Raw genomic sequence first — 21,398 nt, 5'->3', positions numbered from 1 at the left:
GCCAATGACGAATGTGGCGGTGCCTGAGTTTGCGCATCGAACGGTGCTGCTTGATGAGGCGGTCGACGCGCTCAGCCTGGACGGCGCGCGCGCCAACGGTATCTATATCGACGGCACCTTTGGCCGCGGTGGCCATAGCCGCCTGATTTTGTCGAAGCTGGGGCCGCAAGGCCGCCTGATTGCCTTTGACAAGGACTTGCAAGCCATTGCCACGGCCGGGCAGATCACCGATCCGCGTTTTGAAATCGTGCACGACAGCTTTGCCACCATGCGCAGCGCCCTGGCCGAACGGGGCGTGCCCCAGGTCGACGGGATCTTGCTCGACCTGGGCATTTCTTCGCCCCAGGTGGACGACGCTGCGCGCGGCTTCAGTTTCCGCAATGACGGACCGCTCGACATGCGGATGGATACCACACGCGGCGTGTCTGCCGCCGAGTGGTTGGCGTCGGTGCCAGAACAACAATTGGAAAAGGTGATACGCGATTATGGGGAAGAACGGTTTGCTTTTCAGATTGCAAAGGCGATTGTTGCTGGCAGGGCAGTCGAACCAATTTCAAGCACACGACAGCTTGCCGGTATCGTGGCAAACGCGGTCAAAACCCGGGAGAAGGGGAAGGACCCGGCCACCCGTACCTTTCAGGCTATCCGGATTTTCATCAATAAAGAGCTTGAGGACCTGGAAGCAGGCTTGAACGAAGCCTACGCCATGCTCGCACCTGGCGCGCGCGTGGCCATTATCAGCTTCCACTCGCTGGAAGACCGCATGGTCAAGCAGTTCCTGGCCAGCAAGGTCAAAGTCGAACAGCCCGACCGGCGCTTGCCGATCAAGGCGGTCGACTTGCCGCAGCCGCTGATGAAGCTGGTGGCAAAGATGAAGCCGTCCGATGCGGAAGTCGATGGCAACCCGCGTGCCCGTTCGGCCGTGATGCGGGTGGCCGAACGGCTGGGGACGGCTCCATGAGCGGCAAGATCAACATCGTATTGGCTGCGCTGCTGGTCATGTGCGGCCTGTCGGTGGTGAACGCGCGCTATCAGGCGCGCCAGTTGTTTATTGAACAGGGCAAGCTGGAGCAGCAAGCCCATCAGCTCGACATCGACTACGACCAGCTCAAGCTGGACCAGTCGACGCTGGGCAAGAATGCGCGCATCGAACAGATCGCGCGCACGGAATTGAACATGTCGCCGCTGACCCCGGCGCGTACGCAATATTTGACGGAAGGTGCAAAATGAAGCGCGGCGGTAATGGCGTGAACGGATCGCGGGTGGCGGCCTCCAAGGGCGTGTCGTTCTCGAAAAGCCCGGTACTGGCGGTCAGCCTGCCTACCTGGCGTTCGCGCGTCGTGCTGTTTGTGCTGTTTACCGCGTTTGCCGCCCTGGGCGCGCGCGCCATGTGGGTGCAGGGGGTGTCGAAAGAGTTCCTGGTTGCCAAGGGCATGGACCGCTATCAGCGCAACATTGAATTGCCTGCCACGCGCGGCAAGATCATGGACCGCAACGGCCAGGTGCTGGCGTCGTCGCTGCCGGTCAAGGCGGTATGGGCGATCCCGGAAGATTTGCTCGATAATCCACCAGAGAAGCTGCGCCAGCTGGCCGGCCTGCTGGAAATGAGCGAATCCGAACTGCGCAAGAAGCTCAAGTCCGACAATAAATTCGTGTACCTGAAGCGCCAGGTCGAAATGGACGTGATCGCCAAGATCGATGCGCTCAAGCTGATCGGTCTGGACACGCGCAAGGAATACAAGCGCTTTTATCCGCAGGGCGAAGTCATGACCCACCTGGTCGGTTTCACCAATGTGGAAGACGCAGGCCAGGAGAGCATGGAATTGGCCCAGCAGAAAACGCTGGTCGGCGCCACCGGCAGCAAGCGCGTGATCAAGGATGGCCGCGGCGCCATTGTGGAAGACGTGGGCCTGCAAAAGCCGCCCCATGATGGGCGCGACCTGACCCTGTCGGTCGACAGCAAGATCCAGTACATCGCCTATTCGCAGGTCAAGGCAGCCGTGGAAAAATTCAAGGCCAAGGCGGGCGCTGCCGTGGTACTGGACGTGAAAACCGGCGAAGTGCTGGCGCTGGCCAACTGGCCCACCTACGACCCGAACGACCGTAAAAAACTGACGGGCGCCCAGTTGCGCAACCGCGTGGTGACCGACACCTTCGAGCCCGGTTCCACGCTCAAGCCGTTTACCGTGGCGCTGGCCATGGACACCGGCCGCATCTCGCCGCGCACCCAGATCGATACCGGTCCGGGGCGCTTTGTGATCAACGGCGCGCCTATTTCCGACACCAAGCCGCACGGCGTGATCAGCGTGGCCGAGATCATTGAAATGTCATCGAATATCGGCACCTCCAAAATCGCGCTCGGCATGCCGCCGCAGGCGATGTGGGAAATGTTCACCGAAGTCGGATTCGGCCAGCAGCCGAAATTCGGTTTTCCGGGCGCGGTGGCAGGGCGGGTGCGGCCGTACAAATCGTGGCGCCCGATCGAGCAGGCGACCATGAGCTATGGGAACGGCATCTCGGTGTCGCTGCTGCAGCTGGCGCGCGCCTACATGCTGTTTGCCCGCAATGGCGACATCATCCCCTTGTCGTTCCAGAAAGTGACCGAGCCGCCCGTGGGCCAGCAGATCATCAAGCCGCAAACCGCGCGCGACATGCGCGAGATGCTCGAGCGCGTCGTCACCGGCGAACATGGCACGGCCAAGCAGGCGCAGGTGGCCGGCTACCGCGTGGGCGGAAAGACCGGCACTGCTTACAAAGTTGAAAATGGCAAGTACGCCATGCCGCGCAAGTACATTGGTTCGTTTGTCGGCATGGTGCCGATGTCCGATCCGCGCTTCATCATCGCCGTCATGATTGACGAGCCGACCACGCGTGAACACTTTGGTGGCCAGGTCGCCGCGCCCACGTTTGCCGCTGTCGCATCGAACGCGCTGCGCGCCATGAACGTGCCGCCCGATTCGACCGTGACCCACATCGTCGTCGCTGACGACGACGGATCGGAGGTGATGTAATGGATTACATCAAAGCCGCTCAGTGGATCACTGCCAATGGCGCCGGCGGCAAGCTGGCGTCCGATTCGCGCCGCATTGCGCGCGGCGACGTGTTCTTTGCCTATCCGGGCGATGCCGGTGATGGCCGCGCTTTCATTGCCAAGGCCATCGAACAGGGCGCTGCCGCCATCGTGTATGACGACACTGGCTACGTGTGGGATGCCGCCTGGACGCTGCCCCATCTGGCGGTGCCGGAACTGAAACAGCACGCTGGCGCGATTGCCCACGCGGCCGCCGGCATGCCCGATGCAAACATGTTCACCGTGGGCGTGACTGGCACCAATGGCAAGACTTCGTGCGCAGTCTGGCTGGGCCAGGCCTTTGCCCGTCTGGGTGAAACGGCTGCCGTGATCGGCACGCTGGGCGTGGGCGTCTACCGTGGCCGCGACGACGCGCAATTTGACGTCACCGGCTACACCACGCCGGACGCGGTGCTGCTGGCGCAAACGCTGGCCGGCCTGCGCGAAGCGAGCGCCACCACGCTGGCGATTGAGGTAAGCTCCATCGGGCTCGATCAGGGACGTACCTCGGGCATGCATTTCGATGTGGCGCTGTTTACCAACCTGACGCGCGACCACCTCGACTATCACGGCAACATGGCAAGCTACGAGGCAGCAAAAACCAAGCTGTTCGAGTGGCCAGGATTAAAAACAGCAGTGCTCAATCTCGACGACCCGGCCGGTTTGCGCCTGGTTACCCACCTTCAAACCCGCTTTGGCAGCGCGCTGCCCCTGATCGGCTATACGCTGCGCAGCAGCGCCGACCAGCCGGACATAGACGGCGTGGCCATCCTGCGCGCCGGGCAGCTCAAGAGCCGCAATGCGGGCACCGACTTCCAGCTGGAGTCGCCGTATGGCAGTGGCGCCGTGCGCACCCAGCTGGTGGGGCAGTTCAACATTAGTAATGCGCTGGCCGTGCTGGGCGCACTGCTGGCCAAGGGCGTGGTCTTGCGCAGCGCGCTGGACGCGATCGAAGCGCTCACGCCAGCGCCAGGCCGCATGCAGCAAGTGGGCGGCCAGGACGCGCCGATGGTCGTCATTGATTACGCACACACGCCGGACGCGCTGGAAAAAACGCTGGACACGCTGCGCCTGGTGGCGCAGGAGCGGGGCGGTGCCCTGTGGTGCGTGTTTGGCTGCGGCGGCGACCGTGATCCGGGCAAGCGTCCGCAAATGGGCGCCATCGCGCAAATCGCCAACCACGTGCTGGTCACCAGCGACAATCCGCGCAGCGAAGAACCGGGCGCGATCATCGCCCAGATCGTGGCGGGCATGGACGCCGGCCGTACCGACTCGAGCTGGCAAACCATTGAAGACCGTGCCACGGCGATTCTGCACGCCGTGCGCCAGGCCGCCAAAACCGATGTGATTCTGCTCGCTGGCAAAGGCCACGAGCCTTACCAGGAAATCAAGGGCCGCAAGATGCCGTTTTCCGATGCCGACCACGCGCAGCTGGCGCTGGCCGCGCGCGCGACCATGATGAGGACAAACTAATGCGCGGCACGCTCGCACAACTTGTCAACGCCGTCAGCGGCGCCAGCATGACGGCGGACGCCGCCTTCGACAGCGTCTCGACCGACAGCCGCAGCGCCGGCGCGGGCGCGCTGTTCGTCGCCCTGCGCGGCGAAACCTTTGACGCCCACGACTTCCTCGATCAGGTCGCGGCCAAGGGCGCCGTTGCCGTGGTGGCAGAACAGCTGCCGGAAGGCTTCGCGCTGCCGGCGCTGGTGGTGCCCAACACCTTGACTGCGCTGGGGGAGATCGCCAACAGCTGGCGCCAGCAGTTTGCTATTCCGGTGATCGGTGTCACCGGCAGCAATGGCAAGACCACGGTCAAGGAAATGATCGCCGCGATTCTCGCCGCAGCCCATGGCGAAGAGGCGCGTCTGGCCACCCGCGGCAATCTGAATAACGAGATCGGTGTGCCGCTGACGCTGATGCGCCTGGACGCCTCGCACAAGTCGGCCGTGATTGAAATGGGCATGAACCACCCGGGCGAGATTGCGCGCCTGGCCGCGATTGCGGCACCCGGGATTGCGCTGGTCAACAACGCCCAGCGCGAACACCAGGAATTCATGCACACCGTGGAAGCGGTGGCGCTGGAAAACGGCGCCGTGCTGGCGGCCTTGCCGGCTGACGGCGTGGCCGTCTTCCCGGGCGACGACACTTACACCGCACTGTGGCAGGGTCTGGCCGGTGCGCGCCGCAGCATGACCTTTGGCCTGGACGCCAGCTGCACTGTCAGCTGCACCCACGACGCGCGCAATTTCGGCAGCGAGCTGCTGGTTGTAATCCGCGAAGCTGGCAAGGATGCGCGCCAGTTCCCGGTGCGCCTGGCCGCCGCCGGTCTGCACAATGTGCGTAACGCCTTGGCCGCCATCGCCTGCGCGGCTGCCGCCGGCATTGCCGACGAAGCCATCGAGCGTGGCCTGGAATCGTTCGCACCTGTCAACGGCCGCCTGCAGCGCAAGACCGCCGCCTGTGGCGCCACCGTGATTGATGATACTTACAACGCCAACCCGGATTCGGTACGCGCCGCCATCGATGTGCTGGTGCAGGCCAGCGCGCCGCGCATCCTGGTGCTGGGCGACATGGGCGAAGTCGGTACCCAGGGACGCGAGTTCCACGAAGAGATTGCCGCCTATGCGGCCAGCCGCGGCATCACCGAGGTCCTGGTCCTGGGCGAGCTGGCACGCCACATGGCGGGCGCCGGCGCAACACATTACGAACAGTTGGACGAATTATTGGCAGCACTGGACACGCGACTGGGCAGCAAATCTGACGCAACTGTGCTGGTGAAGGGCTCGCGTTTCATGAAGATGGAACGCGTGGTCCAGCACCTGCTCGGATCCCCAAACCCAATCAAGGACGCTCACTGACATGCTGCTCTGGCTTGCACAATTCTTCCAGCAGGACTACGGCTTCCTGCGCGTATTCAGCTTCATCACCTTCCGTGCGGTGTTTGCCACCATCACGGCAGTGCTGATCGGCCTGTGCGCCGGACCGGCTGTGATCCGCAAACTGACCGCACTCAAAGTCGGCCAGGCGGTACGCCAGGACGGCCCGCAAACCCATCTGAAAAAACACGGCACCCCAACCATGGGCGGCGTGCTGATTCTGCTCTCGATCGCCATTTCCACACTGCTGTGGTGCGACCTGTCAAACCGCCTGATCTGGCCGGTGCTGGTGGTCACGCTTGGCTTTGGCGCCATTGGCTGGGCCGACGACTACCGCAAGGTGGTGTACCAGGACCCGGAAGGCATGCGTTCGCGCGAAAAATACTTCTGGATGTCGCTGATCGGGATTGCCGCCTCGCTGTACCTGGCGTTCTCGGTGTCGGCGCCCACCCCGGCCCAGGTGTGGGAACTTTTCTACGCCTGGGTGCAGTCCGGTTTTGCAATGGACTTGCCGCCCAAGGCCGACCTGATTGTGCCGTTCGTGAAAACCATCAGCTATCCGCTGGGCGTGTGGGGCTTCATCGCACTCACGTATTGCGTCATTGTCGGCTCCAGCAACGCGGTCAACTTTACTGATGGTCTCGATGGCCTGGCCATCATGCCCACCGTGATGGTGGGCTCGGCCCTGGGTCTGTTTGCCTATCTGACCGGCAGCGCCACGTATTCGAAGTACCTGTTCATCCCGCACATTCCGGGCGCTGGTGAATTGCTGATCTTCTGCGGCGCCATGGCCGGGGCAGGGCTGGCCTTCCTTTGGTATAACGCGCACCCGGCGCAAATGTTCATGGGCGACGTCGGCGCGCTGGCGCTCGGTGGCGCACTCGGCACCATCGCCGTGATCGTGCGCCAGGAGATCGTGCTGTTCATCATGGGCGGTATTTTTGTGGCCGAGACGCTGTCGGTGATCATCCAGGTGTCGGTCTTCAAGATCACCAAAAAGCGGACCGGTGTCGGCAAGCGCGTATTCCTGATGGCGCCCCTGCACCACCACTTTGAACAAAAAGGCTGGAAGGAGACGCAGGTGGTTGTGCGTTTCTGGATTATCACCATGATGCTGGTCCTGGTTGGACTGTCCACTTTGAAGCTGCGCTAACAGATGAATTACGAAGGCAAACACGCACTGGTACTGGGGCTCGGTGAATCCGGGCTCGCGATGGCGCAATGGCTGGTCCGTTGCGGCGCGCGCGTGCGCGTGGCCGATACGCGTGCCGAGCCGGCACGCCTGCCTGCCCTGCGCGAGTCCGTACCCGGCGCCGAATTTGTCGCTGGCGACTTGAATGCCGCGCTGCTCGAAGAAATCGACTTTGTCGCTGTCAGCCCCGGCCTGATGCCGGCGCGCGAACTGGCAGCCATCGTGCCAGCCGCGGCGGAAAAGAATATCCCCGTCTGGGGCGAAATCGAATTGTTTGCGCAAGCGCTGGCCGCTCTCAGGGAAGAACGCGGCTACGCACCCAAAGTGATTGCCATCACCGGCACCAACGGCAAGACCACCGTCACCAGCCTGACCGGCCTGCTGTGCCAGCGCGCCGGTCTGAGCACCCGCGTGGCAGGCAATATCAGCCCGGCGGCACTGGACGTGCTGCGCGAAGTGCTGGAGAACGACACACTGCCCGAGGCCTGGATCCTGGAGCTGTCGAGCTTCCAGCTGCACGCCACCTTCAGCCTGAATGCCGATGCTGCCACCGTGTTGAACCTGACCCAGGACCACCTGGACTGGCACGGCGACATGGGCGCCTACGGGCGCGACAAGGCGCGCATCTTTGGTGCCAGCACCGTGCGCGTGCTCAATCGCGACGATCAGGAAGTGATGAAAATGGACTCGGCCATGAGCGAGACCATCACCTTCGGCACCAATGAACCCAAGGATGCAGACTGCTTCGGCCTGCTCAACGAGCGCGGTGTGCTGTGGCTGACCGTGGCCGTGCCGGGTGAAGAAAGCGAAAAGAAGCGCAAGAAGAACGAAGTGGCCGAAGTGGTCCCGTGCACGATCAACCGCCTGATGCCGGCCGATGCGCTGCACATTCGCGGTCTGCACAATGCGTCCAACGCGCTGGCCGCGCTGGCCCTGTGCCGCGCCATCGGGTTGCCGTTCGCGCCACTGCTGCACGGCCTGCGTGAATACAAGGGCGAGCCGCACCGCGTGGAGCTGGTCGCCAGTATCGACGGTATCGATTATTACGATGACAGCAAAGGCACCAATGTGGGCGCCACGGTGGCGGCCCTGAATGGCCTGGGCAAGGCCTTTGGTGGCGAACACCAGAAGATCGTGCTGATCGCCGGTGGCGATGGCAAGGGCCAGGATTTCGATCCGCTGGCCGAACCATGTTCGCGCTATGTGCGGTCAATTGTTTTGATCGGGCGCGACGCGCCCAAGCTGCGCGCTGCCATCGAGCCAGCCGGCGTTGACATGGTTGATTGCGTCAAGCTGCCGGAAGCAGTGCAGCGTGCATCAGCCATGGCCCGTTCCGGCGACGCGGTGCTGCTGTCGCCAGCCTGCGCCAGCATGGACATGTTTACCAATTACGCGCACCGCGCGCAGGTGTTCTGCGACGCCGTGCGCGAACTGGCACTCGAGAAGGGACAGGACCTGTAATGGCGCTTCAACTTCCATTCAAGTTTTCGGGATCGTCCAAGGATGCTTTGACCAGCAGCCGTGCGCGCGCCTCGAAAATGATGGAATACGATCAGCCGCTGGTTTGGGTCACCCTGTTGCTCATGCTGTTCGGGATGGTGATGGTCTATTCGGCCTCGATCGCCTTGCCCGATTCGGTCAAGTACGCCAACTACAAACACACCCATTTCCTGCAGCGCCAGGCGATTTTCATTGTGGTCGCGATCCTGGCCGGCCTGTTTGTTTTCCGCATCAAGATCGAACTGTGGCAGCGCTGGGCGTCAGTCATGTTCGTGGGCAGTCTGGTGATGCTGGCACTGGTGTTCATTCCTGGCGTCGGCTTCTCGGTCAACGGCGCGCAGCGCTGGCTTAATCTGCGGGTCTTCAATCTGCAGCCATCGGAAGTGATGAAGATTGCGGCGGTTCTGTATGCGGCCGACTATACGGTGCGCAAACAGGAATACATGCACAAGCTGACCAAGGGCTTCCTGCCCATGGCCGGCGCCATTGGGCTGGTGGGTTTGCTGCTGCTGATGGAGCCCGACCTGGGCGCTTTTGGCGTGATCGTCTGCATCGCGATGGGCATCCTGTTCCTGGGCGGGATCAACGCAGTCTGGTTCGGTGGCATCGGCGCACTGCTTGGTACCATTTTCGGCATCATCATCTGGCTCTCACCGTTCCGCCGTGCGCGCATGTTCGCCTACCTCGATCCGTGGCAGGAAGACAATGCGCTCGGCAAGGCTTACCAGCTGACCCACTCGCTGATCGCTTTCGGGCGCGGCGAGTTTTTTGGCGTCGGCCTTGGCAGCAGTGTCGAGAAACTGCACTACCTGCCCGAAGCACATACCGACTTCCTGATGGCGGTCATCGGCGAAGAACTGGGCCTGGCCGGGGTGCTGGTGGTGATTGCGCTGTTCTACTGGCTGGTCAAGCGCGCCTTCGACATCGGGCGCCAGGCCATCGCCATCGACCAGACCTTCGCCGGACTGGCCGCCAAAGGCATCGGCATCTGGATCGGCGTGCAAACCTTCATCAACATGGGGGTGAACCTGGGTCTGCTGCCAACCAAGGGGTTGACCTTGCCGCTGATGAGTTATGGCGGATCAGGTGTGATCATCAATTGCGTCGGGCTGGCGATCTTGCTGCGCATCGATTACGAAAACCGTGTGCTCATGCGGGGAGGGCGCGCATGAAGAAACTGATGATCATGGCAGCCGGCACCGGCGGGCATATCTTCCCGGGCATCGCGATTGCGCAGACCATGCGCGCGCGCGGCTGGGACGTGAGCTGGCTGGGGACGTCGCACGGCATGGAAACCGACTTCGTGCCCAAGCAGGGCATCGAGATCGACACGATCGCGTTTTCCGGCATGCGCGGCAAGGGACTGGCGCACAGCCTCGGCGGTGTATTCAAGCTGGCGCGCGCCTTCCTGACCTGCTTCGGCCACATTGGCCGCCGCAAGCCGGACGCCGTGCTGGGCATGGGTGGCTATGTCACGGTACCGGGCGGCCTGATGGCGCGCCTGCGCGGCGTGCCGCTGGTGCTGGTCAATGCCGACGCCGCACTGCTGTTGTCGAACAAGACCCTGGTGCCGATGGCGCAGAAAGTGCTGTTCGGCTTCCCGGCGGACTTTGGCGCGGCGGCAGGCAAAGCCATCGTGACCGGCAACCCGGTGCGCAAAGAGATCCTGGCCATGGACGCGCCGGCGCAGCGCTTTGCCCAGCGCAGCGGTCCGCTGCGCATTCTGGTGGTGGGCGGCAGTCTGGGGGCCAAAGTCCTCAATGACAGCATCCCGGCTGCGCTTGCGCTGCTGCCGGCGGAACAGCGGCCGCTGGTCAAGCACCAGTCGGGCAAAAAGAATATCGATGCTTTACGCGCTGGCTACGCGCAGGCAGGTGTGCAGGCGGACGTGGTCGACTTCATTGACGACATGGCTGGCGCCTACGCCACAGCCGACCTGGTGATCTGCCGCGCAGGCGCGATCACCGTGTCGGAACTGACGGCCGCTGGCGTGGCCAGCGTACTGGTACCGCTGGTGGTGTCCACCACCAGCCACCAGCGCGACAACGCCAAATGGATGGCAGCGCAAAAAGCGGCCATCCATCTGCCGCAAACGGATTTGCATGCCCAGGGCATGGCGCAGCTGCTGCAGTCGCTCACGCGCGCGCAGTGCCAGACCATGGCGGAAGCGGCGCTGGCAGTGGGCAAGCGCAACGCAAACAACGAAATCGCGGACGTACTCGAACAATTGGCAGGATCGGCACAAAGAACATGAAACATAAAATCAAGAACATCCATTTCGTCGGTATTGGCGGCAGCGGCATGAGCGGCATTGCCGAGGTATTGCTCAACCTGGGCTACAACGTGTCCGGCTCGGACCTGGGCAGCAATGCGGCCAGCCAGCGCCTGGAAAGCCTGGGCGCAAAAGTCATGCTGGGCCACGCCGCCGAGAATGTGGTGGGCGCCGATGCGGTGGTCACCTCGACCGCCGTCAAGGAAGACAACCCCGAAGTCATCGCAGCGCGTGCAGCCAAGACACCTATCGTGCCGCGCGCGATTATGCTGGGTGAATTAATGCGCCTCAAGCGCGGCATCGCGATTGCCGGCACCCACGGCAAGACCACCACCACCAGCCTGGTCGCATCGGTGCTGGCCGAGGGCGGCCTGGACCCGACCTTTGTGATCGGCGGTCGTCTGAACAGCGCCGGCGCCAACGCCAAGCTGGGCACGGGCGAATACATCGTTGCCGAAGCGGACGAATCGGACGCGTCTTTCCTGAACCTGACGCCCATGATCGAAGTCATCACCAACATCGATGCCGATCACATGGAAACCTACGAGCACGATTTTGAAAAGCTCAAGTCGGCATTTGTCCACTTTACGCACCGCCTGCCGTTCTACGGCCGGGTGATGCTGTGCGTGGACGATGCCCACGTGCGCGCCATTATCCCGCAGGTGACCAAGCCGATCACCACTTACGGCTTTTCCGAAGAAGCGGAAGTGCGCGCCGTGAACGCGCGTGCCATCGGCCTGCAAATGCATTTCACCGTGATCCAGGATGGCTATCCGGATACCGAATTCGTGCTCAACCAGCCTGGCATGCACAACGTGCAGAACGCCTGCTCGGCCATTGCCATTGCCCGTGAAATCGGTATCGAGGACAGCGCCACCCAGCGCGGCCTGGCTGAATTCCACGGTGTGGGCCGGCGCTTCACGCGTTACGGCGACGTGGCCATTCCCGCCGGCGGCAGCTTCACCCTGGTGGACGATTTTGGCCACCACCCAATTGAAACCGAAGTCACGCTGGCAGCCGCGCGCGGGGCCTACCCGGGCCGCCGCCTGGTGCTGGCCTTCCAGCCGCACCGCTACAGCCGCACGCGCGATCTGTTTGAAGACTTCGTCAAGGTACTGGGCACGCCGGACGTGCTGGTGCTGTCCGAAGTGTATGCCGCCGGCGAAGCACCGGTGCGCGCCGCCGACGGCCGTTCGCTGGCGCACGCGCTGCGCGTGAACGGCAAGGTGGAACCGATTTTTGTTGAAGCCATCGCCGACATGCCGGCCACGATCATGGGCCTGGTGCAGGACGGCGATGTCGTCATCACCATGGGCGCCGGCTCGATCAGCGGCGTGCCTGCAAAACTGACTACCTATACGGGAGCGTGACGTGAGCGCATTCAATCCTGCACAACTCGGCAAGGTCGGCGTCCTGTTTGGCGGCCGCTCCGCCGAACGCGACGTCTCGATCATGTCGGGCACGGGTGTGCTGGCGGCCTTGAAATCGAAAGGGGTGGACGCCCACGCCTTCGACCCGGGCCAGCGCAGCATTGCCGAACTGGCAGCCGAAAAATTCGACCGCGTGTTCATTGCGCTGCATGGCCGCTTTGGCGAAGACGGCAGCCTGCAAGGCGCGCTCGAGCAGCTTGGCATTCCCTACACCGGCAGCGGCGTGATGGCATGCGCGATCGGCATGGACAAGATCTTCACCAAGTTGATCTGGCTGCAAAAAGGTTTGCCGACGCCGCGCTACACCTCGATTACCGGCAGCACTGACCTGGCCGCCGTGGTGGCAGAACTGGGCTTGCCGCTGATCGTCAAGCCGCCGCACGAAGGCTCGACCATCGGCATCACCAAGGTCAGCGCCGCCGGTGACCTGAAGGCGGCGTACGACATTGCCGCCGGCTTCGACGATGTGGTGCTGGCAGAAGAGTTTGTGACCGGCCGCGAGTTTACCGTGGCCGTGCTGGGCAAGGGTGTCAACGCGCGTGCTTTGCCGATCGTTGAGATCGTCGCGCCAGGCGGGAACTACGATTACCAGAACAAGTACTTCACCGACGACGTGAAGTACTTCTGCCCGGCGGTGCTGGACGAAGCGACGGCAGGGGAAATGGCGCGTCTGGCAGTGGAAGCGTACCGCGCCCTCGATTGCGAAGGCTGGGGACGGGTCGACTTCCTGCTGCGCGCGAGCGACAACAAGCCATTCCTGATCGAGGTCAACGCCTCGCCAGGCATGACGGGCCACTCGCTGGTGCCAATGGCGGCGCGGGCAATGGGAATCAGCTATGAAGATCTGTGCGTGGAGATTTTGTCGTCCGCACGTCTGAAAATGGCCAAGGGACAGGAAGTAGCGAAGTAATGTGGCATGACGTTCGAGCTTTGAATGCAAGCGCCAGTGGCCTGGTGGCCGCTGTGGTGCTGGCATTGATCGCATCGGGCGTGTGGTGGGTTTCGCAGCGCCCGATGTTCACCCTGCGCACGGTGACTGTCGACAGCATGTACGGGATGGAGCTCAAGCATGTGAACAAGCTGACCCTGCGCGCAGGGGTGGTCGGACGCATCAAGGGCAATTTTTTCACGGCCAATCTGGAGCAGGTGCGCACCGCTTTCGAGTCGGTGCCCTGGGTCAGGCGGGCTACGGTCAGGCGCGAATGGCCTGACCAGCTGATTGTGGAAGTCGAGGAGCATGAGCCCCTCGGCACCTGGGGTGAAGATGGACGGCTGCTGTCGGTCAAGGGCGATGTGTTCACCGCCAACCTGGCCGAGGCGGATGAAGAACATGCCTTGCCTGAACTGGGCGGGCCGGAAGGCAGCGAGAAAGAAGTACTGGCGCGGTTTGCCGAATTGCGGGCGTGGTTTGCGCCGCTGCGGTTGGCGCCGGAGAAATTGAGTCTGTCGAGCCGCTATGCGTGGACCGTCGAACTCGATAACGGGATGAGTGTGGCGCTGGGACGCGAAGCGGACAAGACGACACTGAAGACGCGGGTGGACCGCCTGGTGAATATCTATCCGCAGCTGGCGCGCCTGCTCCCGGATGGTATCAAGACGGTCGACATGCGGTATCCGAATGGCTTGGCGCTTACCGCCGCCGGCCTGACGGTGCCGGGTGATGCGAACAAGCCTGTGAAGGCGGCAGTAAAAAAGGCAGTTAATTCAACCAGCGGCAGAACCAAGAAACCTGTAGGCGGAACGCAATGACTAAAGACGCGAAAAACCTGATCGTCGGACTCGACATCGGCACCTCGAAAGTGGTGGCGGTCGTGGCCGAAGTGATGTCCGATGGCCGGCACGAAGTCATCGGGCTCGGTCAGCACGAGTCGCGAGGACTCAAGAAGGGCGTCGTGGTCAACATCGAGGCAACGGTGGAATCGATCCAGCGCGCGCTGGAAGAAGCCGAGCTGATGGCCGACTGCAAGATCCGTAACGTCTACGCCGGCATCGCGGGCAGCCATATCCGTTCCTTCAATTCGAGCGGGATGGTGGCCATCAAGGACAAGGAAGTCACGGCCACCGATGTGGCGCGCGTGATCGAGACCGCCAAGGCCGTCAACATCCCGACCGACCAGCAGCTGCTGCACACGGTGCCGCAGGAATTCATCGTCGACAGCCAGGAAGACGTGCGCGAGCCGATCGGCATGAGCGGCATCCGCCTCGAGGTGCGGGTGCACATCGTGACCGGCGCCGTGTCGGCGGTGCAGAACATCGTCAAGTGCGTGCGCCGCTGCGGCCTGGAAGTGTCGGACCTGATTTTGCAGCCGATGGCCTCGGCCGACGCGGTGCTGACTGCCGACGAAAAGGAACTGGGCGTGGTGCTGATCGACATTGGCGGCGGCACCACCGACATTGCCGTGTTCTCGGACGGCGCAATTCGCCACACGGCGGTCATTCCCATTGCCGGTGACCAGATCACCAATGACATCGCCATGGCGCTGCGCACGCCCACCTCGGAAGCGGAAGAAATCAAGATCCGCTACGGCGTGGCCAAGCAGGTGCTGGCCGACCCGCACGAGTCACTGGAAGTGCCAGGCCTGGGCGACCGCGGACCGCGCAATCTGTCACGCCAGGCGCTGGCCGCCGTGATCGAACCGCGCGTGGAAGAGTTGTTCGCGATGGTGCACCAGGTGGTGCGCGAGTCCGGCTACGAGGGCGTGCTTTCGTCGGGCATCGTGCTCACGGGCGGCACCGCGATCATGCCGGGCATGGTTGAAATGGCAGAAGATATTTTCTTGAAGCCGGCGCGCCTGGGCACGCCGGACTATCGCGGCCAGTTAGCCGACGTCGTGCGCAGTCCGCGTTACGCGACTGTGCTCGGTCTGCTGCTGGAAGCGAAAAAACAGTATTTGCGGGGCCACATCGTGACAAGGCAGGATGGCTCGGTAAAGGCGGTGTGGCAGCGCATGAAGGAATGGTTCTTGGGCAATTTTTAAACAATCTTTTTACATTTAACCGCAGTTTTCAATCTCCAGGTTTCATACCACTATGAGTCCTGGCGCTTGGAAACCGCACTTTGATTAGGAGTTCATCATGGAGTTTGATATGGTCGATAATGCAGCACTCGGAACCGTCATCAAAGTCGTCGGCGTCGGCGGTGCAGGTGGCAATGCGGTTCAACACATGATCAACAAAGGCGTGTCCGGCGTTGAGTTCATCGCAGCAAACACCGATGCGCAGGCGCTGGCGAATTCGTCGGCCCACAACATCATTCAGATCGGCGAATCCGGCCTTGGCGCCGGCATGAAGCCCACCGTCGGCCGCCAGCTGGCCGAAGAATCGCGTGCCCGCATCGAAGACTCGCTGCGCGGCGCGCACATGGTCTTCATTGCAGCCGGCATGGGCGGCGGCACCGGCACCGGTGCAGCTCCGATCGTGGCGGAAATCGCCAAGGGCATGGGCGCGCTGACCGTGGCCGTGGTCTCGAAGCCGTTCTCGTACGAAGGCCAAAAGTGCATGGACATCGCCGAAACCGGCCTGGAAGAACTGTCCCAGCACGTCGACTCGCTGATCATCATCCTCAACGAAAAGCTGGAAGAGATCTACGAAGACGAATCGATGATCGACTGGATGAAGCACGCCGATGATGTGCTCAACAATGCCGTTGCCGGTATTGCCGAGATCATCAACGTGCCAGGCCACATCAACGTCGACTTCAATGACGTGAAGACCATCATGGGCGAGCAGGGCAAGGCCATGATGGGCACGGCCACCGCTTCGGGCGTGGACCGCGCACGCATCGCCGCCGAGCAGGCAGTGGCCTCGCCACTGCTGGACGGGATCGATCTGTCGGGCGCGCGCGGCGTGCTGGTCAACGTGACCGCCAGCCGTGGCTTGAAAGGTAAAGAGATCAAGGAAGTCATGGCGGCCGTGCGCGCCTTTGCCGCGCCTGACGCCTCGATTGCCCAGGGTATCGCGTACGACGACAACATGGGCGACGACATCCGCGTCACCGTGGTGGCAACCGGCCTGGGCAAGACCAAGAAGGCCATGCAGCTGGTACAAACCCCGATGCTGCGCACCGGCACCCACAATGGTCCGATGATGGCAGCTGGCGCAGCCGGCATGGCCACCACCCAGGGCGTATCGATGGGCGGCAGCGCAGCAATGGGTGGCCATGGCCTGGACGGCATGAAGCAGCCAGCCGTATGGCGCCGTGAACAAGCCTCGGAGCAGGTCCAGGCAATGCAGCGCAATGGCGTGGAAACCTACGACATTCCTGCTTTCCTGCGCAAGCAAGCCGACTAAGCGTCACGCAAGCTTGTCGATCGCCCCCGCACAGCGCGTCTGTCCGGGGGCTTTTTTTGAACTTCGCCCCGATTGACGCCATGCATAAACTAAAACAGCGCTTCATCTATCTGCGCAATGTGGAGGCCGCGATGGCCTTGCTGCTGCCGCTCGTGTTCTGCTGGTACTGGTCGAGCGCGCCCGGACAGGTGGATTGGACACTGGGCATCGTCGCGCTGGGGGCGGTCAGTTACCTGCTGATGCAGGGCGCCTTGTATTGGCATTTGAAACTGCGTGCGCTCGACGATGGAAACACGCTGCCAGCCTGGTTCGGCAAGCTGTTCCGCACCTTCAAGCTGTCCAATCAGTGCGTCCTGGCTGCGGCGGGCGCCGCCTTCGGCGCGCAGATCGGCATCCACGGCTGGCGCACGACCTATGCCTGGCCGCTCGCCATCCTGGTGTTTGCCATGCTGGAACACATCAATTATTACCATTATCAGTTGATGTACGACACCAGCAATGCGCTGCAATACCTGGTGCGGCGTCGACGTTTGCGCCGCGCTGCGCTGGGCACCGACCTGCAGCGCGCGCTGCCTGCCTGAGTCCGAATCTTGCCTCCTGACAAGCCACCCTGACGGGGTGGCTTTTTTTGTGCCAGTCGGCAGGGCCGACTTATACGAAAGACAAAGGTGTTGCAAAATGTTCCCAATTAAACGCAGGTAAATACTGTACTTACCCAGCGTTTATATTGAACAAGCCACATGTAACAAAATGTTTCATCGTTTTGCGCGCTATTCAAAAATGGCATCTTTTGTAGATTGGAAATTTCCATACGTACACACATAATGCCCTTTGCAGAAAGAAATGCAACAAATGCATAGCTGCAGAAAACATCCGTCCACTACTATCGTAAAGAGATAACAAGATGTTCAAAGAGAAAATTGGGGTACGTTCGGTCCGTATGGCTATCGGCCTGCTGGCTGCCTTGGCTGCGGGTCAGTCTGTTGCACAAGAAGCGATCCAGCGCGTGGAAATTACCGGTTCCAGCATCAAGCGCATCGTCAAGGAAGGCGCGCTGCCGGTTCAAGTCATTTCCAAGGAAACCATCGCGCGCACCGGTGCCACCACCGTGGCCGACGTGATTCAGAAGCTGCCAGCCATGCAGGGCTTCACGATTGAAGCAATCGCCGCCGGCACCAACTCGGGCGGCCGCACCACCGCTTCGATCCACGATCTGGGCAGCAGCTACACCCTGGTTCTGCTCAACGGCCGCCGCATGGCGCCGTTGCAGGACAGCGGCAGCGCCGTCAACCTGAATTCGATTCCGATGAGCGCCATTGAGCGCGTCGAAGTGCTGACCGACGGCGCCTCCGCGTTGTACGGCGCCGACGCAATCGCCGGTGTCATCAACTTCATCCTGAAAAAGAACTACCAGGGCGTGACCCTGGACGCTGGCGTGACCCATCCGTCGCACGATGGCGGCGGCAGCTCGAACTTCACCGCCACCTATGGCGTGGGCGACCTGGAAACGAACGGCTACAACTTCCTCGTGACTTACCGCCACGACGACCAGAAGCAGCTCAAGGCACCACAGCGCCGCTTCGGTCAGAGCGCTTACATCCCGTTCAGCTTCGAAGGCCGTGACTACATCTACGACCGCACTTCGGTCTCGACCTCGCCAGCGAACGTCGCGATGACCTACAAGGCAGGCAGCGGCGTCACTGCCAACGGCTTCAATCCTTACTTCAAAGCCAACAACAAGTGCGCGGACCTGAACTTCCTGTACCTGTCCAACACGGCAGCCACCCAGTACTGCTCGTTCGACTTCGCAGCGCAAGTGGAAATCGTGCCTGAATCGAAGCGCGACACCGCCTATGCGTCGGGCCGCTTCAAGCTGGGCGCCGACACCACCGCGTTTGCCGATCTGTCGCTGGGCCGCTTTGACCTGACCGCACGGATTGCATCGAACCCGGTCGACGTCACCATTCCAGTTGGCTCGACGCTGTACAACCAGTACGTGCTGCCTTACCTGACGCCAGCACAAGCTGCCGCTGCCAGCAGCGCTACCGCACGCTATCGCGCCGTTGACTTCGGCACCCGCGACAGCCAGACCATCACCGACGTCAAGCACCTGGTGGCCGGTATCGAAGGCAGCGCCATGGGTTGGGACTACAACACTGCGCTGACCTTGTCGAAATACGAGATCGACGAGCGCTATGTTGGCGGCTACATGAAGAACACCGAGTTCCGCTCGATGCTCACCAACCGCACCTTCGATCCGTTCGCCACTGGCGGCCAGTCGGATGCAACCAAACAGCTGATCAACGATTCGCTGTTCAAAGGTTCGATCCGCACCGCCTCGTCGGAAATGAAGGGCATCGACGCGCACGCGTCGCGTGAAGTGTTTGCTCTGCCTGGCGGCATGAGCCAGATCGGCCTGGGCGCGGAATACCGCGAACTGCAGCAGGTACAAAAAGCCAGCACCGCCGCCAAGGATGGCACGATCTACGCCTTCAGCGCACCGGCAGAAAACGACTACACCCGTGATTCGACCGGCGTCTTTGCCGAGTTGAGCATGCCAGTGCTGTCGAATCTGGAAATGTCGGTGGCCGGCCGCTACGACAAGTACTCGAAGATCAAGGATGACATCACGCACCGCGAAGTAGGTAATTCGCAGTCCGCTTCGACCTACAAACTGAGCGCTCGCTACACCCCGATCCAGTCGGTCCTGCTGCGCGCCTCGTACGGCACCGGCTTCCGCGTGGCTGACCAGGGTTCGATCGCCAGCCCGGTTGTTGCTGCCGGCTTCACTTCCGGTTCGTACACCTGCCCACCAGCACTGGCGGCCGAAAACGTCGCACTGTGCCGCGCTGGCAAAGAGCAGTACAACGTCTACAGCGGCGGCAATGAAGAACTGAGCCCGGAGAAATCCAAGCAGTTCACCATGGGCTTCCGTATCGACGCATCGCAGAACGTCACCTTCGGTGCCGATCTGTGGGATGTGAAGATGACCAACCAGGTGTCGGCTGTCAGCGAAATCCAGGCGTTTGCCGATCCGGTCAAGTTCCGTCAACTGTTCTCGACCTTCACCAACCCTGCCACCGGTCTGCAGACCTGGGCCTTCCTGCGCGCGCCAATCAATATCGGCCGTTCGCATAACCGCGGCATCGACTGGGATCTGACCGTCAGCGAGAAGTATTCGTTCGGTAAGCTGGCCATCAACGCCAACGGTACCTACCTGCTGAAAAGCTCGTACACCAAGCCAGGTACCGATAACGAGTGGACCAACAGCATGAACTTCTACGGCATCAATGACGCCGTGTCGTTCCGCAATATCGTCCGCATCACGCCATCGCTCGACAGCGGCAACCTGGTCAACTCGTTCAGCGTCAACTACCGCAACGGCTACACCGATGCAGCAGCGAACCCGTACAGCGTGGCTGACAAGGCCAACACGGTACAGGCGATCCGTCTGAAGGTGCCTTCGTACACTACCATCGACTACCAGGGCAAATACCTGATCACCAAGGCTTGGGACGTGCGTTTCGGCGTCAAGAACCTGACCGACAAGGAACCGCCAATGTCGCTGCGTACGTCGTCTGGCCACCAGGTCGGCTACGATCCACGTTATGCTGACACGATGGGCCGTACCATGTACGTCAACACCAGCTACAAGTTCTAATCATCGGAACAGCGTAGTATCAGGAACCGGGGCTTGCCCCGGTTTTTTTTCGTTCAAGACGGGACAATCGCATGCGAGACGGACGAGGTTTGATTATGGTCGTGGCGGTACTGGCCGTGGTCTGGCTGGTGCGTCTGCCATGGATGATTCGCGCCAGGCGCCAGCGCGAGCGCGACTTTTTCGCGCAGATCGAACGCCAGTTCCAGGCCCTGCAGGTTGACGATCCTGACCCGCTGCGCTGCTTCGACGGCAGCAGGGCCACCGTGGTACAGGACAGCGTGCGCAGTACCACGCATGAAGGCCGCAACAAGCTCACGGGGATCGAACGCTACGCCCGCAACGAGACCGGAGAATATTTTTACTTGATCGCCAATGGCGTCGACCCGCCGTTTTTCAAACACCTGAGCCAGGAGGAGGCACGCCTCGCGCTTGGCCTGGCCTGGCGCGCACCGCCCGTGCAGATCGACGCCTGACCCATGCATGCAGGCCGGGGCGTGGCATGGTCTGCATGAACCAGCCATTTCAGGCATACTTGCTGCCTTGTTCCCCTCAATTCACCTCACATCTAGGAGCCCGCGAATGACAATTAAAATCGGCGACCGCCTGCCAGAAGGCACCCTCTCGGAATTCATCGAGACCGAAACCGAAGGCTGCTCGCTCGGCCCCAACACCTTCCAGGTCGCTGATCTGGTCAAGGGCAAGAAGATCGCGATCTTCGGCCTGCCAGGCGCCTACACCCCGACCTGCTCGGCCCAGCACGTGCCAGGTTACGTCAAGCACGCTGCCGACCTGAAAGCCAAGGGCGTCGACGAAATCTGGTGCATCTCGGTCAATGACGCCTTCGTCATGGGCGCCTGGGGCCGCGATCAGAAAGCCACCGGCACCATCCGCATGATGGCAGACGGTAATGCCGCCTACAGCAAGGCACTGGGCCTGGACGCGGACTTCTCCAAGTACGGCATGGGCACGCGCTCGCAGCGTTACTCGCTGCTGGTTGAAGACGGCGTGGTCAAGCAGCTCAACGTGGAACAGGGCGGCGGCTTCGAAGTCTCGAACGCAGAAACCCTGCTCAAGCAACTGGGCTGATCGCCACCCGGTCGAAGTGAC

At 61.9% G+C, this 21,398-nt stretch carries 18 protein-coding genes; all 18 read left to right on the top strand.

Annotated elements, in window-relative coordinates; genetic code table 11:
- Positions 1 to 4: 4 nt before the first annotated feature.
- The 18 genes from rsmH (at position 5) to BUC24_RS17895 (ending at position 21,377) form a co-directional block, all read left to right on the top strand.
- Positions 5 to 961 (top strand): 16S rRNA (cytosine(1402)-N(4))-methyltransferase RsmH, encoded by a 957-nt coding sequence (rsmH, locus tag BUC24_RS17980; RefSeq protein WP_073219272.1) that lies wholly within the window; start codon positions 5 to 7, stop codon positions 959 to 961.
- Positions 958 to 1,230, top strand: coding sequence for a cell division protein FtsL (ftsL, locus tag BUC24_RS17975; protein WP_073219269.1), 273 nt, complete (start codon positions 958 to 960; stop codon positions 1,228 to 1,230). The genes rsmH and ftsL overlap by 4 nt, the downstream gene beginning before the upstream one ends.
- Positions 1,227 to 3,011, top strand: a complete 1,785-nt coding sequence (locus BUC24_RS17970; protein WP_073219266.1) for a peptidoglycan D,D-transpeptidase FtsI family protein — start codon at positions 1,227 to 1,229, stop codon at positions 3,009 to 3,011. Before ftsL ends, BUC24_RS17970 begins: the two co-directional genes overlap by 4 nt.
- A complete protein-coding gene (locus BUC24_RS17965; protein WP_073219263.1) occupies positions 3,011 to 4,543 on the top strand; it encodes a UDP-N-acetylmuramoyl-L-alanyl-D-glutamate--2,6-diaminopimelate ligase in 1,533 nt (510 codons plus the stop codon). Before BUC24_RS17970 ends, BUC24_RS17965 begins: the two co-directional genes overlap by 1 nt.
- Positions 4,543 to 5,928, top strand: a complete 1,386-nt coding sequence (gene murF / locus BUC24_RS17960) for a UDP-N-acetylmuramoyl-tripeptide--D-alanyl-D-alanine ligase (RefSeq protein ID WP_073219260.1) — start codon at positions 4,543 to 4,545, stop codon at positions 5,926 to 5,928. Before BUC24_RS17965 ends, murF begins: the two co-directional genes overlap by 1 nt.
- 1 nt (position 5,929) lies before the next feature.
- Positions 5,930 to 7,099, top strand: coding sequence for a phospho-N-acetylmuramoyl-pentapeptide-transferase (mraY, locus tag BUC24_RS17955; protein WP_073219257.1), 1,170 nt, complete (start codon positions 5,930 to 5,932; stop codon positions 7,097 to 7,099).
- Positions 7,100 to 7,102: 3 nt separating this feature from the next.
- The gene (gene murD, locus BUC24_RS17950) at positions 7,103 to 8,599 is read left to right on the top strand and encodes a UDP-N-acetylmuramoyl-L-alanine--D-glutamate ligase (RefSeq protein ID WP_073219255.1); all 1,497 of its coding nucleotides are present in this window, start codon (positions 7,103 to 7,105) and stop codon (positions 8,597 to 8,599) included.
- The gene (gene ftsW / locus BUC24_RS17945) at positions 8,599 to 9,810 is read left to right on the top strand and encodes a putative lipid II flippase FtsW (protein ID WP_073219251.1); all 1,212 of its coding nucleotides are present in this window, start codon (positions 8,599 to 8,601) and stop codon (positions 9,808 to 9,810) included. Before murD ends, ftsW begins: the two co-directional genes overlap by 1 nt.
- On the top strand, positions 9,807 to 10,892 hold the full coding sequence (gene murG, locus BUC24_RS17940; protein ID WP_073219248.1) for an undecaprenyldiphospho-muramoylpentapeptide beta-N-acetylglucosaminyltransferase: 1,086 nt from the start codon (positions 9,807 to 9,809) through the stop codon (positions 10,890 to 10,892). Before ftsW ends, murG begins: the two co-directional genes overlap by 4 nt.
- Complete coding sequence (murC, locus tag BUC24_RS17935; RefSeq protein ID WP_073219246.1) at positions 10,889 to 12,280, top strand: UDP-N-acetylmuramate--L-alanine ligase; 1,392 nt, start codon at positions 10,889 to 10,891, stop codon at positions 12,278 to 12,280. Before murG ends, murC begins: the two co-directional genes overlap by 4 nt.
- 1 nt (position 12,281) lies before the next feature.
- Complete coding sequence (locus BUC24_RS17930) at positions 12,282 to 13,250, top strand: D-alanine--D-alanine ligase (RefSeq protein ID WP_073219242.1); 969 nt, start codon at positions 12,282 to 12,284, stop codon at positions 13,248 to 13,250.
- The gene (locus BUC24_RS17925) at positions 13,250 to 14,089 is read left to right on the top strand and encodes a cell division protein FtsQ/DivIB (RefSeq protein WP_073219239.1); all 840 of its coding nucleotides are present in this window, start codon (positions 13,250 to 13,252) and stop codon (positions 14,087 to 14,089) included. Before BUC24_RS17930 ends, BUC24_RS17925 begins: the two co-directional genes overlap by 1 nt.
- Positions 14,086 to 15,318: a cell division protein FtsA gene (ftsA, locus tag BUC24_RS17920; RefSeq protein WP_073219237.1), complete on the top strand. Its 1,233-nt coding sequence runs from the start codon at positions 14,086 to 14,088 to the stop codon at positions 15,316 to 15,318. Before BUC24_RS17925 ends, ftsA begins: the two co-directional genes overlap by 4 nt.
- Before the next feature lie 97 nt (positions 15,319 to 15,415).
- Complete coding sequence (gene ftsZ, locus BUC24_RS17915) at positions 15,416 to 16,630, top strand: cell division protein FtsZ (RefSeq protein ID WP_073219233.1); 1,215 nt, start codon at positions 15,416 to 15,418, stop codon at positions 16,628 to 16,630.
- Positions 16,631 to 16,710: 80 nt separating this feature from the next.
- Complete coding sequence (locus BUC24_RS17910) at positions 16,711 to 17,211, top strand: hypothetical protein (protein WP_073219231.1); 501 nt, start codon at positions 16,711 to 16,713, stop codon at positions 17,209 to 17,211.
- 323 nt (positions 17,212 to 17,534) lie between these two features.
- Entirely contained in the window at positions 17,535 to 20,291 is a 2,757-nt protein-coding gene (locus BUC24_RS17905) for a TonB-dependent receptor domain-containing protein (RefSeq protein WP_073219228.1), read from the top strand.
- A gap of 71 nt (positions 20,292 to 20,362) precedes the next feature.
- A complete protein-coding gene (locus tag BUC24_RS17900; protein ID WP_143167559.1) occupies positions 20,363 to 20,764 on the top strand; it encodes a hypothetical protein in 402 nt (133 codons plus the stop codon).
- Between the two features lie 106 nt (positions 20,765 to 20,870).
- Positions 20,871 to 21,377: a peroxiredoxin gene (locus BUC24_RS17895; RefSeq protein ID WP_073219222.1), complete on the top strand. Its 507-nt coding sequence runs from the start codon at positions 20,871 to 20,873 to the stop codon at positions 21,375 to 21,377.
- Positions 21,378 to 21,398 lie beyond the last annotated feature (21 nt).

Origin of the sequence: Massilia sp. CF038 (assembly GCF_900129765.1) — a bacterium.
Classification (GTDB): Bacteria; Pseudomonadota; Gammaproteobacteria; order Burkholderiales; family Burkholderiaceae_D; genus Telluria_A.
This window is presented reverse-complemented; position numbering and strand designations above follow the sequence as displayed.